The 15,928-nt window shown below is 62.3% G+C and carries 14 protein-coding genes; 4 read left to right on the top strand and 10 right to left on the bottom strand.

Translation table 11 applies throughout. From position 1 onward, the window contains the following. Positions 1–104: 104 nt before the first annotated feature. From QMX97_RS28180 to QMX97_RS28165, 4 genes are all read right to left on the bottom strand, one after another. The gene (locus tag QMX97_RS28180) at positions 105–1,073 is read right to left on the bottom strand and encodes a FecR family protein (RefSeq protein ID WP_282397988.1); all 969 of its coding nucleotides are present in this window, start codon (positions 1,071–1,073) and stop codon (positions 105–107) included. Further along, complete coding sequence (locus QMX97_RS28175; RefSeq protein ID WP_065904725.1) at positions 1,070–1,588, bottom strand: RNA polymerase sigma factor; 519 nt, start codon at positions 1,586–1,588, stop codon at positions 1,070–1,072. The genes QMX97_RS28180 and QMX97_RS28175 overlap by 4 nt, the downstream gene beginning before the upstream one ends. Positions 1,589–1,688: 100 nt before the next feature. After that, positions 1,689–2,396: a 3'-5' exonuclease gene (locus QMX97_RS28170; RefSeq protein WP_201146018.1), complete on the bottom strand. Its 708-nt coding sequence runs from the start codon at positions 2,394–2,396 to the stop codon at positions 1,689–1,691. Then, a complete protein-coding gene (locus tag QMX97_RS28165) occupies positions 2,393–4,315 on the bottom strand; it encodes a putative nucleotidyltransferase substrate binding domain-containing protein (RefSeq protein WP_065904720.1) in 1,923 nt (640 codons plus the stop codon). The genes QMX97_RS28170 and QMX97_RS28165 overlap by 4 nt, the downstream gene beginning before the upstream one ends. Before the next feature lie 245 nt (positions 4,316–4,560). Between QMX97_RS28165 and QMX97_RS28160 the strand changes: the two genes are divergently transcribed. Together QMX97_RS28160 and QMX97_RS28155 are read left to right on the top strand one after the other, a co-directional pair. After that, positions 4,561–5,007, top strand: a complete 447-nt coding sequence (locus QMX97_RS28160; RefSeq protein WP_065904718.1) for a response regulator — start codon at positions 4,561–4,563, stop codon at positions 5,005–5,007. A 119-nt stretch (positions 5,008–5,126) separates the two neighbouring features. Further along, a complete protein-coding gene (locus tag QMX97_RS28155; RefSeq protein ID WP_282397987.1) occupies positions 5,127–5,558 on the top strand; it encodes a hypothetical protein in 432 nt (143 codons plus the stop codon). Between the two features lie 74 nt (positions 5,559–5,632). Here the strand turns inward: QMX97_RS28155 and QMX97_RS28150 are convergent, their stop codons facing one another. After that, a complete protein-coding gene (locus QMX97_RS28150; RefSeq protein ID WP_282397986.1) occupies positions 5,633–7,810 on the bottom strand; it encodes a malate synthase G in 2,178 nt (725 codons plus the stop codon). Between the two features lie 365 nt (positions 7,811–8,175). Between QMX97_RS28150 and QMX97_RS28145 the strand changes: the two genes are divergently transcribed. After that, positions 8,176–8,688, top strand: a complete 513-nt coding sequence (locus tag QMX97_RS28145) for an ACT domain-containing protein (RefSeq protein ID WP_065904712.1) — start codon at positions 8,176–8,178, stop codon at positions 8,686–8,688. 222 nt (positions 8,689–8,910) lie between these two features. Here the strand turns inward: QMX97_RS28145 and rarD are convergent, their stop codons facing one another. The 5 genes from rarD to QMX97_RS28120 form a co-directional block, all read right to left on the bottom strand. Next, complete coding sequence (rarD, locus tag QMX97_RS28140; RefSeq protein ID WP_065904709.1) at positions 8,911–9,795, bottom strand: EamA family transporter RarD; 885 nt, start codon at positions 9,793–9,795, stop codon at positions 8,911–8,913. Positions 9,796–9,966: 171 nt separating this feature from the next. After that, entirely contained in the window at positions 9,967–10,941 is a 975-nt protein-coding gene (locus QMX97_RS28135) for a serine/threonine protein kinase (RefSeq protein WP_065904707.1), read from the bottom strand. Positions 10,942–11,151: 210 nt separating this feature from the next. Continuing rightward, positions 11,152–13,050: a PhoX family phosphatase gene (locus QMX97_RS28130; protein ID WP_282397985.1), complete on the bottom strand. Its 1,899-nt coding sequence runs from the start codon at positions 13,048–13,050 to the stop codon at positions 11,152–11,154. Between the two features lie 79 nt (positions 13,051–13,129). Continuing rightward, positions 13,130–13,894 (bottom strand): TOBE domain-containing protein, encoded by a 765-nt coding sequence (locus tag QMX97_RS28125; RefSeq protein WP_282397984.1) that lies wholly within the window; start codon positions 13,892–13,894, stop codon positions 13,130–13,132. A 57-nt stretch (positions 13,895–13,951) separates the two neighbouring features. Further along, positions 13,952–14,689, bottom strand: a complete 738-nt coding sequence (locus QMX97_RS28120) for a ComF family protein (RefSeq protein ID WP_282397983.1) — start codon at positions 14,687–14,689, stop codon at positions 13,952–13,954. Positions 14,690–14,781: 92 nt separating this feature from the next. Here QMX97_RS28120 and bioB point away from each other — a divergent pair, with 92 nt between their 5' ends. After that, the gene (gene bioB / locus QMX97_RS28115; protein ID WP_016977842.1) at positions 14,782–15,837 is read left to right on the top strand and encodes a biotin synthase BioB; all 1,056 of its coding nucleotides are present in this window, start codon (positions 14,782–14,784) and stop codon (positions 15,835–15,837) included. The last annotated feature ends 91 nt before the right edge of the window (positions 15,838–15,928 follow it).

The following is a 15,928-nucleotide window of genomic DNA, read 5'->3' as shown; positions in this document are numbered from 1 at the left end:
GCACCGCCCCTCCCACATTTGAGGTATTCGCACATCAACCTGTGGGAGGGGCGGTGCGACGATTCGACTTGCCCGCGATAGCCATGGCCCAGGCCCCGCCTGAGCTAAGGCTTGGCGGTCACCGTCACCCACCACGGCGTGTGCTGCTGGATCTGCACCGGCAGGGTCGGCAGCAGCGCGTTGAGGGCCAGGTCGGTGTCGTGCAACGGGAAGCTGCCAGTGATGCGCAGGTCCGCCACGTTTTTATCCACACCCAAATGACCGGTGCGGTAGCGGCCAAGCTCGGCCACCACATCGCCGAGACGGGCGTTTTCGACCACCAGCATGCCGCGCGTCCACGCATCGGTAGCGGGGCTGACGGCCAGCGCAGGACCAAGGCCGTCACTGCGCATCAGCACTTGCTGGCCTTCCTTGAAGATCTGTTCCTGCGGCAATGCCTCGGGCTGGGCGCCCACTGCCGACTGCAGCACGCTCAGGCGCGTGGCGTGGTCTTCGCGCTTGACGATAAACCGCGTGCCCAGCGCCCGCAGGTTGCCGTCGCGGGTTTGCACGTAGAACGGGCGCGCATCGTTGTGGCCGGTTTCGACGAGGATTTCGCCTTCCTGCAGCACAATCAGCCGGCGCTTGTCATCGAAACGTACGTCGATGGCGCTGTGGGTATTGAGGTTGATCAGCGTGCCGTCCGCCAGTTTCAGCGTGCGCTGTTCACCGGTAGCCGTGCGTTGGTCGGCCAGCCAATAGTGGATCGGCACGTAGCGTTCGCCGGCAAACAGCGCCAGGCCGCACACCAGCGCAATGCTCGCCAGGCCGCTGCCTAGTTTGCGCACGCGCTGGCGAATGCCCTCGCGCGACTGCAGCAACGCCACCCGCGCCGGGCCCGAGGCCACGCTGAAGCGCTGGTCGAGCATGCCCAGTTGGCGCCAGGCGCGGGCGTGCTCTTCATCGCTGGCCAGCCATTTGTCGAATTCCTCGCGCTCCACCGCGCTGCCGTCGCCCGAATCCAGCGACAGTTGCCAGGCGATCGCCGCATCCAGCACACGGGCCGACACGGGCTTGGAACTGATCACGCTCACAGCGGCTCGCCATACAGGGCGATGTAGCACTGGCGAATGCCCTGGGCCAGGTATTGGCGCACGCGCGGCACGGAGACGCCGAGGCGCTGGGCGATTTCCGCGTGGCCCAGGCCATCCAGGCGGTTGTAGAGGAAGGCCGCGCGGGCCTTGCTCGACAGCTTGCCGAGCAGGCGGTCGATGGCCTTGAGGTCTTCGAGGATCAACTGCTGTTCTTCGGGCGACGGGTGTTCGCTTTCCGGGATCAGCATCAATTCGCTGAGGTACGCCTGTTCCAGCGCTGCGCGACGGAAGTAGTCGAACAACAACCCTTTGGCGATTGCCACCAGGAAGGCACGCGGCTCGCGGGGTGCGCGCAACTCGTCACGGCCGAGCAGGCGCATGAAGGTGTCCTGGCTCAGGTCCTCGGCGCGGCTCGGGCAGGCCACATTGCGCCGCAGCCAGGCCAACAGCCAGCCACGATGGTCGCGATACAACGCGCCAACAAGCTCACTGTGTGGGTTCTGGACCGACGACAAGGCATCACCGAATAGACAAGAGGTTTAAACTAACGAGAATTATTCGCGATTGTGTCAGAGGCGTGGGGTGGGCGCAATTGGCGTCTGTCGGGAGATGACATTAAAACGATGGCGCCTGTTTACGCCGTTTCCATTGGCTCAAACGCTCTTGCAGCGCCTGGGGCGTGTCGATCTGCTGCTGGCGCGCACGGCTCAACAGGATGAGCATCAGCTCCGCCGTGGCCAAGGCGTCGGCGCTGGCATGATGGCGTTCGCCTACCTGCAGATTGAAGTGATGGATCCAGTCATCCAGCCCGGCTTCACGGATATGCGCTTCGGGGCACAGCAGTGGGGCGATGTCGGCCACATCCAGGAACGTGTGGGCCAGGCGATAGCCCAGGCTGTCCTTGAGCGCCCGGCACAGCATGTGCTGATCGAATGGCGCGTGGAACGCGAGCAGCGGGCTGTCGCCGACAAACGCCATGAAATCCAGCAGCGCTTCAACCGGATCACTGCCCGCGGCAATTGCACTGGGCCCCAGGCCGTGGATCAGCACGCTGGGGCTGAGCTTGGTGTCGGCGCGGTGCAAGGTGCGCTCGAACAGCTGGGAGAAATCCACCGCGCCGTCCTCGATGACCACTGCACCGATCGACAGCACCTGGTCGCGATTGAGGTTCAGGCCGCTGGTTTCCAGGTCCACCACCACCCAGCGCTGACTGCGCAGCGGACCGTCGCCCAGGGCCGCAGGCTTGGGCAATTGCGCCAGGCGTTGTTGCTGCGCGGCATCGAGCCCGGGTTTAGCCGCGCGCAGCCAGCCGAACAGGCTCACAGCTGGTACCGCAGGGTCAGGCTGCTTTGCAGGCGCTGGGCCTGGCGCAGGGACTCACGCAGGATGCGGCGGTCCAGGTGGTTGAGGCTGTCAGGGTCGACGCGGTTGGAGTACGGCTGGTTTTCCCGGGTCTGCAACTGATGCTGCTGCATGCGGGTTTGCTGGATGAAGTGATAGGCCTCTTCGTAGGCGGCGCCGTCGAGCGGCTCGATCACCTCCTTGACCACCAACTGGCGCAGGCGCTCCAGGGTGTTATTGGCGTGGATGCCATTGGCCAGGGCGAGCAATCGCGCGCCGTCGACGAAGGGCGTCAAGCCCTGGACCTTGAGGTCGAGGGTGGCTTTTTCCGCACCTTTGCGCGACAGCACAAAATCACGGAAACGTCCTACGGGCGGGCGCTGGCGCAAGGCGTTTTCCGCCAGCATGCGCTGGAACAGCCGGTTATCCGCGACCTGGTCGAGAATGCCCTGGCGCAGTTGTTCGCAGCCGCGCTCATCACCCCACACCACGCGCAGGTCGAAATAGATGCTCGAACCCAGCAGGTTCTCCGGCGTCGCCTCGCGAATAAACGCGCCGAAGCGCCGCGCCCATTCGGCCCGTGACAGGCACAGCTCGGGGTTGCCGGCCATGATATTGCCCTTGCACAGGCTGAAGCCGCACAGCGCCAGGCTCTGGTTGATCTGCTGCGCCAGGGGCAGCAGGCGCCCACGCAGGGTTGCCGCCTCGACGGCGTCCTTGGCGTCGAACAGGATGCCGTTGTCCTGGTCGGTGAAGAGCGTCTGCTCGCGGCGGCCTTCGCTGCCAAAACACAGCCAACTGAAGGGCACGCCTGGGTCGCCTTTTTCCGCCAGGGTCAGCTCGATCACCCGGCACACGGTGTGATCGTTGAGCAGCGTAATGATGTGGGTGATCTGCGTCGACGACGCGCCGTGGGCCAGCATGCGCTCGACCAACTGGCCGATCTCGCCGCGAATCGCCACCAGGTTCTCCACCCGGGGCGCGTTGCGGATGGTGCGTGCCAGGTGCACCAGGTCGACCCGCTGCAGGGAAAACAGGTCGCGCTCGGACACCACGCCACACAGGCGCTTTTCCTTCACCAGGCACACGTGGGCGATATGCCGTTCGGTCATGGCGATGGCAGCGTCGAACGCGCTGTGGTCCGGGGTCAGGAAGAACGGCGCCTGGGTCATATGGGCGTCGATGCCCTGGCTGAAATCGCTGGTGCCATCGGCCACCACCTGGCGCAAATCGCGCAGGGTGAAAATCCCCAGCGGCGCCTTGTGTTCATCGACGATCACAATGCTGCCGACTTGCTGCTCGTGCATCAGCGTCACCGCCTCACGCAGCGGTGTTTGCGGGCTGCAGGTGACCGGGTGGCGCATGGCCAACTCGCCCAGGCGGGTGTTCAGGGAATATTGGGTGCCGAGGGTTTCCACGGCTTTTTGCTGCACCTGCTGGTTGACCTGGTCCAGCAGGCTGCTGACGCCGCGCAGGGCAAAGTCGCGAAACGGGCTGGAAAGGGCGAACAGCTTGATAAAGGCCGGCTTGTTCAGTTGCAGGCAAAAGGTGTCTTCGGCGGCCTTGTGCTCGGTCCGTGTGGCCCGCTCGCCCAACAGCGCGGCGAGGGGGAAACACTCGCCGGCGGTGATTTCGAAGGTGGCTTGCTTCGAGTCCGGCCGTTCACCCACCACGCGGCCTTGCTTGACGATGTAGAAGTGCTCCACCGGCCCGCCCGACGGTTTGAGGATGCTCTCGCCGGGGCCGAAGAAGCGTAATTGACACTGCTCCACCAGGAACGCCAGGTGTGCGTGCTCCATCTGGTTGAACGGTGGGAAGCGTTGCAGGAACTGCAGGGTGCCGTGGATGTTCTGCAATACAGCAGTTTTCCCCGCTTGGGCGAAGGCATCAGCTTTACTCATAACATGACCGCAATTTTTTTGTCGTTATCGTCCTGCATGGTCGACTCCTGCGCGGCAGGTGCCCATTGGACGTAAGTCTAGGTCGATGAAAACGGCGTAAAACTAAGGAAAAACCTTACATGACTATCGTCCAAACCCCGTAGAACGCCCACTAGGCAAACTTTCCGACGAAGTGCACATTGAACGCCCTTCCGCAGATGTCTGACGAGTGTGCTGGGAGATTGATGAGAACTGCTGAGAACTGTATGTCCGACCACGATATTTTGAGTGATGCCGAGCGCGAGGCGCTGAGCGCCGTGATGCTGGAGCCTGATTTACCGCCACAACGCGTGTTGATTGTTGACGACGACAAGGATGCGCGTGAACTGCTGGCGGAGATCCTGGGCCTGGACGGTATTCGCTGCATGACGGCCGACAGCGGCAAGACAGCGTGGGAATTGTTGAGCTCCAGCAGCTCCATCGGTTTACTCATCACTGACCTGCGCATGGCCCCCAGCAATGGCCTGGAACTGATTCGCCAGGTGCGCAGTTCCACCCGTGCGGCGTTGCCGATCATCATTATGTCGGGAGACGCCGAAGCCCCGGATGTGATCGATGCAATGCATTTGAGCGTGGTGGACTTCTTGCTCAAGCCGATTGATAGCGTGAAGTTGGCGAAGATGGTCAAGCGGGAATTGGGGATGGCGCAGTAGGTTCCGTTCGTCGCTACTGTCAATTCTGACAGTAGAGTTCATGATTTATCCAATGTTTAGTGGTTTAGCAGGCATGGAGCGAGGATCCATGTTTCATAACCATTGAACGGGAATTCATCATGAGTACGGAAAAACCACTAATCGACGAAACGCAATTACAGGCAGCTCGAGCCAATGCCCAAGAGGGTAACGCCTACATTCTGGTCATTGAGAACCAAGCAGCTCGTTTGTTTCAGGCGCAAGAAGTGCTTGGAGCCCGATCTTGGACTGCAATATTGGGGGCTGACCCCGAACGCATCGACCTGCGCTACGGCCATGACGTGCCCAACGGCTTTCACGTCTTTGAAGCGACGAGTCTTAGACCGTGGTACCGGGCATCGGATGGCGAACTGTATTATTCAGCGGTAGAAGGTGAGATTTGGCTCTGGGTCGATCGGCCTCAGTTTGGTACTGCCTTTGAACACACTGGGTGGTTGCTGAACGTTCGCTTTAAGAAGAGTGATGGGACTTTTGTCGTGCTCAATGGCACATTCAGAAACTCATATACCTGATACTTAAGTTGTCTGGATCACAAATGAAAAAGCCCCGATCTCTCGATAGGGGCTTTTCACTTACCTCACTTTATTCAAAGCCCATTCTTGGCCTTGAACTCCCGACGCCGACGATGCAACACCGGCTCGGTATACCCATTCGGCTGCTTGGTCCCTTCAATCACCAGCTCCACCGCGGCCTGGAACGCAATGTTGCTATCGAAATCCGGCGCCAGCGGACGGTACAGCGCATCCCCGGCATTCTGACGGTCCACCACCGGCGCCATGCGTTTGAGGCTTTCCAGCACCTGGGCTTCATTGACGATGCCGTGGCGCAGCCAGTTGGCGATGTGTTGGCTGGAGATGCGCAGGGTGGCGCGGTCTTCCATCAGGCCGACGTCGTTGATGTCCGGCACTTTCGAGCAGCCCACACCCTGGTCGATCCAGCGCACGACATAGCCGAGGATGCCCTGGGCGTTGTTGTCCAGTTCGTTGCGGATCTCTTCCTCGGACCAGTCGGTATTCTGCGCCAGCGGGATAGTGAGGATATCGTCCACCGAGGCGCGCTCGCGCTTGGCCAGCTCCGCCTGGCGGGCGAACACGTCGACCTTGTGGTAGTGCAGCGCGTGCAGTGCGGCTGCGGTCGGCGAGGGTACCCAGGCGGTGTTGGCACCGGCCAGCGGGTGCGCGATCTTCTGTTCGAGCATCGCGGCCATCAGGTCGGGCATCGCCCACATGCCTTTGCCGATCTGCGCACGGCCCTGCAAGCCAGTGCTCAGGCCGATATCGACGTTCCAGTTTTCGTAGGCGCCGATCCATTTTTCCGCCTTCATCGCCGCCTTGCGCACCATCGCGCCGGCTTCCATGGAGGTGTGGATTTCGTCACCGGTACGGTCGAGGAAGCCGGTGTTGATAAACACCACGCGCTCGCTGGCGGCCTTGATACAGGCCTTGAGGTTGACCGTGGTACGGCGCTCCTCGTCCATGATCCCGACTTTCAAGGTGTTGCGCGGCAGGTTCAGCACGTCTTCGATGCGGCCGAACAGCTCGTTGGTGAACGCAGCTTCTTCGGGGCCATGCATCTTCGGTTTGACGATGTACACCGAACCGGTCCGGCTGTTCTTGCGGCTGCTGGTGCCGTTGAGGCTGTGGATCGCCGCCAGGCTGGTGAGCAGGCCGTCGAGGATGCCTTCCGGGACTTCGTTGCCGTGTTTGTCGAGGATCGCGTCGATGGTCATCAAGTGGCCAACGTTGCGCACGAACAGCAGCGAACGGCCATGCAGGGTCACGTCCTGGCCATCCACGCCGGTGTAGACACGGTCGGCGTTCATGGTACGGGTGAAGGTCTTGCCGCCCTTGGCCACTTCTTCGGCCAGGTCGCCTTTCATCAGGCCGAGCCAGTTGCGGTAGATCACCACTTTGTCATCGGCATCGACGGCGGCGACGGAGTCTTCGCAGTCCATGATGGTGGTCAGCGCTGCTTCCATCAGCACGTCTTTGACGCCGGCGGCGTCGGTCTGGCCGACCGGGGTGCTGGCGTCGATCTGGATTTCGAAGTGCAGGCCGTTGTGCTTGAGCAGGATCGCGATCGGCTCGGCCGCGGGGCCCTGGAAACCGATCAACTGGGCGTCGTCGCGCAGGCCGCTGTTGCTGCCGCCCTTGAGGCTGACGATCAGCTTGCCGTCGACGATCTTGTAGCCGGTGGAGTCGACGTGACTGCCGGCCGTCAGCGGCGCGGCTTCGTCGAGGAAAGCGCGGGCGAAGGCGATGACCTTGTCGCCACGCACCTTGTTGTAGCCCTTGCCCTTCTCGGCGCCGTCGGCTTCGCTGATGGCGTCGGTGCCATACAGCGCGTCGTACAGCGAACCCCAGCGCGCATTCGAGGCGTTGAGGGCGAAACGGGCATTCATCACGGGCACGACCAGCTGGGGGCCGGCCATGCGGGCAATTTCGTCATCGACGTTTTGGGTCGTTGCCTGGAAATCTGCGGCTTCTGGCAGCAGGTATCCGATATCTTGCAGGAAGGCTTTGTAGGCCACCGGGTCATGGGCCTGGCCGGCGTGAGTCTGGTGCCAGGTGTCGATCCGCGCCTGGAAATCATCGCGTTTGGCGAGTAGGGCTTTGTTCTTCGGTGCCAGGTCATGGATGACCTTGTCGGCGCCGGCCCAGAACTGGTCGGCAGTGATGCCGGTGCCGGGAATGGCTTCGTTGTTCACGAAGTCGAACAGGACTTTGGCGACCTGCAGGCCACCGACTTGAACGTGTTCAGTCATTGCTTGCCTCACTCTGCGGAGCTTATGCGCTGTTTCAGATTTTCATTATGTAGTGCACGGTTGGGCATACTACATGATGACTTGCGGTTGTGAAAATTAGACTAAATACGTCGTTTAGCGACCCACTTTGGTCGTACGGTCACAGCGGAGAACGGGATGTTCTCAAAAAACTATGAGATTGTTCCAGATAAATCTAAAAATGGTACACGATTTGTTTTCGGCCACGCCTGCGTCCACCTTGTAAGAGCTGGGGGGACGCTGAGTCCTCGCCAGCGATGAGGCCCTTGAACCTCGCGGCGATGATCAGGCCGCTATCGCCGGAACGCCGGCTCCTACAGAAAACAACAACATCTGAGGAATTCGCCATGGACCATCTTGTACTCACTATTATCGCCGCCGACAAACCCGGCCTGGTGGAACGCATCGCGCAGAACATCGCGGCGCACGGCGGCAACTGGCTGGAAAGCCGCATGGCGCACATGGCGGGACAGTTTGCCGGGATCCTGCGCGTCAGTGTGCCGGCGGAAAGCCGTCAGGCCCTGGTGGCCGCGCTGGAGGACTTGTCCACCCACGGCATTCGGGTGCTGGTGGGCGAGGGCAGCAGCGGGCAGGCGTCGGCGTCCAAACCGATCCTGATGACGCTGGTGGGCAATGACCGTTCGGGCATCGTGCGCGAGATCACGGCGCTGCTGAGCAAGCAGGGGGTCAACCTTGAGCGCTTGAGCACCGATGTGCGCCCGGCGCCGATGAGCGGTGACCTGCTGTTCAGCGCCGAGGCCCTGCTGCAGGTGCCGTCGAACGTGTCCCTGGAGGCGTTGCAGGAATCCTTGGAAACCCTGGCGGATGACCTGATGGTGGAACTGCGCAACGAGGAATAACCACGCACAAGGTTATGCATGGAAATCTTGCATGGGCCTGTGGATAACCTGTAGAGACCTGGCCCCAGGCCACGCACTGCGTGCGTCTTCGCGAGCTGAGCAAAAAACGAGCAGTTTCAAGGGCTTGTGCACAAATGGCGGGGATCAGGTTGTGGATAACCTTGGGGTGGATGTCTGCAAGCCACGCCATTCGTGGCCTGCAGGGGTTTGTACGTTATTTGATCAGCGCTTGCGCACGCTCATCCAGGCGTCCAGGCTGTAGACCACCAGGCCGGCCCAGATAAAGGCGAAGGCGATCAGCGTGCTTTGCGCCAGATGTTCGCCGAACAGCAGCACGGCTTCCAGCAGCACCAGCGTCGGCGCTACGTACTGCAGGAAGCCCAATGCGGTGTAGGGCAAATGCCGCGCAGCGGCGTTGAAGCACACCAGCGGGATCAACGTGACCGGGCCTGCGGCCACCAGCCACCAGGCCTCGGATGTGCTCCAGAATTCCAGCTGCGCACTGTGCGCCGACGGATTGAACAGCAGCCACGCCACCGCAATCGGCACCAGCATCCAGGTCTCAACCACCAGCCCCGGCAACGCCTTGACGGGTGCCTGCTTGCGGATCAGGCCGTAGAACCCGAAAGTCAGTGCCAGCACCAGCGACACCCACGGCAGGCTGCCCACCTGCCACACCTGCTGGGCTACACCCACCGCTGCCAGGCCTACGGCGACCCACTGCAGGCGGCGCAGGCGTTCGCCGAGGATCAGCATGCCCAGCAGCACATTCACCAACGGGTTGATGTAATAACCCAGGCTCGCTTCGAGCATGCGCCCGCTGTTCACCGACCACACATAGGTCAACCAGTTACCCGCAATCAACGAACCGCTGAGGGCCAGGATCGCCAGGCGCTTGGGGTTGTCCCGCAGTTCGCGGAACCAGCCGGGGTGTTTCCACACCATCAGCAGCACGCCACCGAACAGCGCCGACCACAGCACCCGGTGCACGATGATTTCGGCGGCGGGTACGCTGGCGATGGCTTTGAAGTAGAGCGGGAACAGACCCCAGATGACATAGGCGCTGAGGCCCAAAATGTACCCTTTGCGAGGGTTGGCGGCGTGCATGCAGAATCCTTGCTTAGGCAGCTAACAAAGCGCGATTGTAAGGATTTTTGTCAGACAGTGGGACTGGCTTTTCTGTGGAGCTGGCTTGCCTGCGATGCAGACAACTCGGTATATCAGGCACGCCGAGGTGACGCCGTCGCAGGCAAGCCAGCTCCCACAGGGGCATTTCGGTCAGAACAGTTTCAGCGGTTCTTCGTTGAGCGCCGAGAGCTGTTCGCGCAACGCCAGCACCTGATCGCCCCAGTACCGCTCACTGCCGAACCACGGGAAGCTGTGGGGAAACGCCGGGTCATCCCAGCGCCGTGCCAGCCAGGCGCTGTAGTGCATCAGGCGCAAGGCGCGCAGCGGTTCGATCAGCGCGAGTTCACGCGGGTCGAAGTCGTGGAATTCCTGGTAACCGTCCATCAGTTCTGACAGCTGCCCCAGGCATTCCTGGCGGTCGCCGGCGAGCATCATCCACAGGTCCTGCACGGCGGGGCCCATGCGGCAGTCATCGAGGTCGACGATATGGAACATCTCGTCGCGACACATCATGTTGCCGGGGTGGCAATCGCCGTGCATGCGGATGTTCTTGTGCGGGGTGGCCTTGTACACCTCTTCCACCCGCTTGAGCAGGTCGCGGGCCACCGATTCATAGGCTGGCAACAGGCTCTTGGGGATGAAGTTGCCTTCCAGCAGGGTGGTGAGGGAGTCGTGGCCGAAGTTCTTCACGCCCAAGGCTTCGCGGTGTTCGAACGGGCGCGTGGCCCCCACCGCATGTAAGCGGCCGAGCAATTGCCCGAGGCGATAGAGTTGATCGAGATTGCCCGGCTCTGGCGCACGGCCGCCACGGCGAGGAAACAGGGTGAAGCGGAAACCTGCGTGTTCGAACAGGCTTTCGCCATTGTGGATCAGCGGCGCAACCACCGGGACTTCGCACTCGGCCAGCTCAAAGGTGAAGCGGTGTTCTTCGAGGATCGCTTCGTTGGTCCAGCGCTGGGGGCGGTAGAACTTGGCGATCAGCGGTTCGGCGTCTTCGATGCCCACCTGGTAGACACGGTTTTCGTAGCTGTTGAGCGCGAGAACGCGCGCATCGCTGAGGAAACCGATGCTTTCGACGGCGTCGAGCACCAGGTCGGGGGTGAGTGTTTCAAACGGATGGGCCATGCGAACTCCTGCGCGCAGCAGAGCGCCGCGTCCGGCCGGGTATGGTAACGCACACGGGCAGAGATAGGTGGTGGCTGTGCGGACGCCTTCGCGGGCAAGCCCGCTCCCACGGTTGACCCAGTTCCAGCATGCACCGGCGTCCAATCCGCCCACGTCCCAGACTGGAATGCGCTCACCTGTGGGAGCGGGCTTGCCCGCGAAGACGGCCTATCAGGCGCCCACGACGCCACCATCATCCCGCCGAATCGCCATCACCGACGAGCGCGGCTTGCCGTTGGGCAGATGCTCCGGCCACGTCGAACCGCCCGTTTCGCCCGGGTGCTGAATCCCCACAAACAGGGTCTTCTGATCCGGCGAAAAGCTGATCCCCGTTACCTCACAGGCCACCGGTCCGACCATGAAGCGGCGAATCTCACCAGTGCTCGGGTCGGCGCACAGCATCTGGTTATTGCCCATGCCGGCGAAGTCACCCGCGTTGCTGTAGTCGCCGTCGGTGAGGATCCACAGGCGTCCGGCTTTGTCGAACCCCAGCCCGTCGGGGCTGTTGAACATGTTCTGCGGGTTGATATTCGACGAACCGCCCTTCGGCGTGCCGGCATGCACACCGGGGTTGCCGGCGACCACAAACAGGTCCCAACTGAACGTGTTGGCACCGTGGTTATCGGCATCCGCCTTCCAGCGCAGGATCTGGCCGTAGACGTTCTTTTCACGCGGGTTGGGGCCGCCCACCGGCTGGCCGTCTTCGCCACGCTTGGCGTTGTTGGTCAGGGTGCAATAGACCTGGCCGTCGGTGGGGCTGACCACGATCCATTCCGGGCGGTCCATGCGCGTGGCTTTCACCACGCTGGCGGCCAGGCGGGCGTGGATCAGCACTTCAGCCTGGCTGGCAAAACCGCTGCTGGCATCGATACCATTTTTGCCGTGGGTCAGCTCGACCCATTGGCCCTTGCCCTTGGGGTGGTCGGCATCGCCGTCGCCTGCATCGAAGATCGCCACGTACAAGGTGCCGTGGTCGAGCAGGTCTTTGTTGGCCTTCGGATTCTTGTGGTTGATCTTGTCGCGGCTGACGAATTTGTAGATGAACTCACCGCGTTCATCATCGCCCATGTACACCACGGCGCGGCCGTCGCGGGTTTCGGCGAGGGCGGCGTTCTCGTGTTTGAAGCGACCCAGGGCGGTACGCTTGACCGGCGTGGAGTGCGGGTCGAACGGGTCGATCTCCACCACCCAGCCGTGGCGGTTGAGCTCGTTGGGGTTTTTGGCGATGTCGAAGCGCGGGTCATGCAGGTGCCAGTTGATGTCTTTGCTGGCGGCCACCACGCCGTAGCGTTTCTGCCCGGCGTCGAAGCTTTGCTGGGGGTTGCTGCTGCCGAAACAGTCGGTGAAGTTCTCCTCGCACGTCAGGTAAGTGCCCCACGGCGTCTTGCCGTTGGCGCAGTTCTGAAAGGTGCCCAGCACCTGCTTGCCGGACTTGTCGGCAGAGGTTTTCAGCCAGGCGTGGCCGGCAGCGGGGCCGCCCACGCGGATCGGCGAGTTGCCATGGATGCGGCGGTTGTAGCGCGAGTCCTGGACGAACTGCCAGCTGTCACCTTTGCGCTGCACTTCGATCACCGACACGCCTTCGCTGGCCTGGGCCTTGTGCACGTCTTCAGCCGACTGCGGCGCACCGCCGTGGGCGAAGAGGTAGCGATAGTTGGTGTATTCGTTGTTGATCGCCATCAGCGCGCGGTGATCGTCGCCGGGGAAGGCGAACAGGCTCATGCCGTCGTTGTTGTCACCGAACTGCTGCTCCTGGGCCTTGGCGGTGCCGTTGCCGGACGGGTCGAACGCCGGCGCGTTCTTGTGCAGCGGCTGGCCCCAGCTGATCAGCACCGAGGCGCTGTAGCCGGGCGGCAGGGTGATGGCGTCGCTGGTGGCGGCGGTGATGCTGGTAAAGCCCAGCAACGGGCTTGCTGTGGCGGCGTTGACGGCCAATGCGCTGCGGCTCAGCAGGTTGCCGCCGAGGAACATCGCGGCACCGCACAGGGCGCCGGCGCCGATAAAGCGGCGGCGGGTAAGGCCGACTATCTGCTCGAGGTCGGTGGCTTGGTTTTCTTCTAATAGGCTCATCTCAGGCTCCCTGCGGTTTTTGCAGACACCTTAAGGAGCGGGCGTGACGAAATTGTTGCAGTTTGAAGGCGGGGCGTTGCTACACCGGTGTGCCGAGCAGCACATTGCTCGGCGCAAATTGCACCTGGAGCGTCTTTCCTTCCACGGCACCCAGGGCCTTGAGTGCGTCCGGCTGGGCCAGGGCGCATAAAACCTGGCCAGTGGGCAAGGCGATGCGCACTTCGCTGGGGCCGTCGTCGGCCGCGAGAATGGCCTCGACGCTGCCGCTCATGCAATTGTGTCCAGGTGTTGCAGCTTGTTCCGGAGCGAGCAGTTCCAGCCAGCCCGCCTTGATCAGCGCGACCACTTCGACGCCCATTTCCAGCTCCAGCCGTTGCGTGCTGTCGTGGGTGATTTGCGCTTGCAGGGTCAGTCCGCCGGCCAGTTGCAGGCAGATCAGGTCGTTGCGGCCATGCTGCTCGATGGCGATCACTTGCCCGTGCAACTGGTTACGCGCGCTGGTGCGCAGCATCAAGCGGCCGAGCAGGCTGAAGTCGCTGGCGGCTTCATCCGAACCCAGCACCTCGGCCTGCAACATTTGCAGGCGCTGGTAGAGGCGCAACACGCGCTCGCCTTCGGCCGTCAGCTTGGCGCCGCCCCCGCCCTTGCCACCGACGCTGCGCTCCACCAGCGGTTTTTGCGCCAGATTGTTGAGCTCGTCGATGGCGTCCCAGGCCGCCTTGTAACTCAGGCCGGCACTCTTGGCGGCACGGGTGATGGAGCCCTGCTCGGCGATATGCCCCAGCAAGGCGATGCGCTGGGGGCGACGGATAATGTGTTGGCTGAGGGAAGTCGGCAGGGACATGGGCACACGCTTCGTTGAGATGAGCGGACGTTGCAGCGCTGGCGCGCGGGAGTCAAGTCAGCCGCCCGGTTTGGGCGTGCGTGCCAGGCAATACACATCGACCTGCCGAGCCCCGGCGCTCAGCAGCAGGCGCGCCAGGCTATGGGCGGTGGCGCCGGTGGTGAGTACATCGTCCACCAGCGCAAAGTGCCGGCCCTGCACCAGCGCGCCGGGCGCCAGGTCGAAAGCGCCGAGCAGGTTGCGTCGGCGGGTCTTGGCGTCCAGCGCCTGTTGCGCGACGGTTTCCTGGGGGCGCAGCAGCAGGTGTTCATCAACGCCGATGTCCAGCTCCTCGCTGAGCCAGCGCGCGAGCATCAGCGCCTGGTTGTAACCGCGTTCGCGCAGGCGTTTGCGCGCCATGGGCACCGGCAGCAGGCAATCGGGGCGGCTGAGTTCAGCGTTGTCCAGGCGATGGCGCAGGTGCTGACCCAGCAAGCGGCCCAGCAGGTGCCCGAGTGGCCAGCGGGCCTGATGCTTGAAACGGGTGATCATGGTGTCGACGGGAAAACTGAAGGTGAAGGGCGCGACCACTTGTTTAAAGGCCGGCGGCTGGCGCTGGCATTGGCCGCAGATCAACCCGTCCATGGGCAACGGCAGGGCGCACACCTCGCAGTGTTCCGTCAGCCAGGGCAATTGCGATTCGCAGGCAGTGCACACGCAATCGTCTGTCTGGGTGCTTTCATCACAGAGTAAACATGTCTGTGTGTTTTTTAACCAGATGTAAACCTTGTGTTTGTAGTCGGGTTGACAGTGCATGAATCTTCCTTAAATATGCCGAGCATCCGTGTCGCGCTTGTGGGTATTGCCCTTCCCGCAGCGCTTGCCCAAGCATAATCAAGGAATCGCCCATGAGCGCCAGCACCACCGCCACGTTGCGTCACGATTGGTCCTTAGCCGAAGTCAAAGCGTTGTTCGTGCAGCCGTTCAATGACCTGTTGTTCCAGGCGCAGACCGTGCACCGCGCGCATTTCGACGCCAACCGCGTGCAAGTGTCGACCTTGCTGTCGATCAAAACCGGCGCCTGCCCGGAAGATTGCAAATATTGTCCGCAGTCGGGCCACTACAACACCGGCCTGGAAAAAGAAAAGCTGATGGAGGTGCAGAAGGTCCTCGAAGAGGCCGCCCGCGCCAAAGCCATCGGCTCAACGCGTTTCTGCATGGGCGCGGCCTGGAAGCACCCGTCGGCCAAAGACATGCCCTACGTGCTGCAGATGGTCAAAGGGGTGAAGGCCATGGGCCTGGAAACCTGCATGACCCTCGGCCGTCTCGACCAGGACCAGACCGAAGCCCTGGCCCAGGCCGGCCTCGACTATTACAACCACAACCTCGACACCTCGCCGGAGTTCTACGGCTCGATCATCACCACCCGCACCTACAGCGAGCGCCTGCAAACCCTGGCCTACGTACGTGACTCGGGGATGAAGATCTGCTCCGGTGGCATCCTCGGCATGGGTGAGTCGCTGGATGACCGCGCCAACCTGCTGATCCAGCTGGCCAACCTGCCGGAGCATCCAGAATCGGTGCCGATCAACATGCTGGTGAAAGTCGCCGGCACGCCGCTGGAAAACGCCGAAGATATCGACCCGTTCGACTTCATTCGCATGCTCGCCGTGGCGCGCATCCTGATGCCGCAATCCCATGTGCGGCTGTCGGCCGGCCGCGAGGCGATGAACGAGCAGATGCAGGCACTGGCATTCTTCGCCGGCGCCAACTCGATTTTCTACGGCGACAAACTGCTGACCACCGCCAACCCGCAGGCCGACAAGGACATGCAGCTGTTCTCACGCCTGGGCATCCTGCCGGAAGCGCGCGAAGAGCACGCCGATGAAGTGCACCAGGCAGCGATCGAGCAGGCGTTGGTGGAGCAGAAGAGCAGCGAGCAGTTCTATAACGCCGTGGTTTGACGCCGTCCTCTATTTGGAATGCATTCCAAAGGTGGGAGCGGGCTTGCTCGCGAAGGCGGTGGGTCAGTCAGCACATCTGACACTGATACAC

It is taken from the genome of Pseudomonas sp. PS01298 (assembly GCF_029959745.1).
GTDB classification, from domain to species: domain Bacteria; phylum Pseudomonadota; class Gammaproteobacteria; order Pseudomonadales; family Pseudomonadaceae; genus Aquipseudomonas; species Aquipseudomonas aylmerensis.
The sequence above is the reverse complement of the archived record's forward strand: the minus strand, read 5'-3'. Positions and strand labels throughout refer to the sequence as shown.

Coding starts and splice junctions, on each gene's coding strand:
- QMX97_RS28145 (WP_065904712.1), top strand. CDS start 8,176: ATGGACCATCTTGTACTCACTATTATCGCCGCCGACAAACCCGGCCTG.
- QMX97_RS28160 (WP_065904718.1), top strand. CDS start 4,561: ATGTCCGACCACGATATTTTGAGTGATGCCGAGCGCGAGGCGCTGAGC.
- QMX97_RS28150 (WP_282397986.1), bottom strand. CDS start 7,810: ATGACTGAACACGTTCAAGTCGGTGGCCTGCAGGTCGCCAAAGTCCTG.
- QMX97_RS28155 (WP_282397987.1), top strand. CDS start 5,127: ATGAGTACGGAAAAACCACTAATCGACGAAACGCAATTACAGGCAGCT.
- QMX97_RS28125 (WP_282397984.1), bottom strand. CDS start 13,894: ATGTCCCTGCCGACTTCCCTCAGCCAACACATTATCCGTCGCCCCCAG.
- QMX97_RS28165 (WP_065904720.1), bottom strand. CDS start 4,315: ATGAGTAAAGCTGATGCCTTCGCCCAAGCGGGGAAAACTGCTGTATTG.
- QMX97_RS28120 (WP_282397983.1), bottom strand. CDS start 14,689: ATGCACTGTCAACCCGACTACAAACACAAGGTTTACATCTGGTTAAAA.
- rarD (WP_065904709.1), bottom strand. CDS start 9,795: ATGCACGCCGCCAACCCTCGCAAAGGGTACATTTTGGGCCTCAGCGCC.
- QMX97_RS28130 (WP_282397985.1), bottom strand. CDS start 13,050: ATGAGCCTATTAGAAGAAAACCAAGCCACCGACCTCGAGCAGATAGTC.
- QMX97_RS28135 (WP_065904707.1), bottom strand. CDS start 10,941: ATGGCCCATCCGTTTGAAACACTCACCCCCGACCTGGTGCTCGACGCC.
- bioB (WP_016977842.1), top strand. CDS start 14,782: ATGAGCGCCAGCACCACCGCCACGTTGCGTCACGATTGGTCCTTAGCC.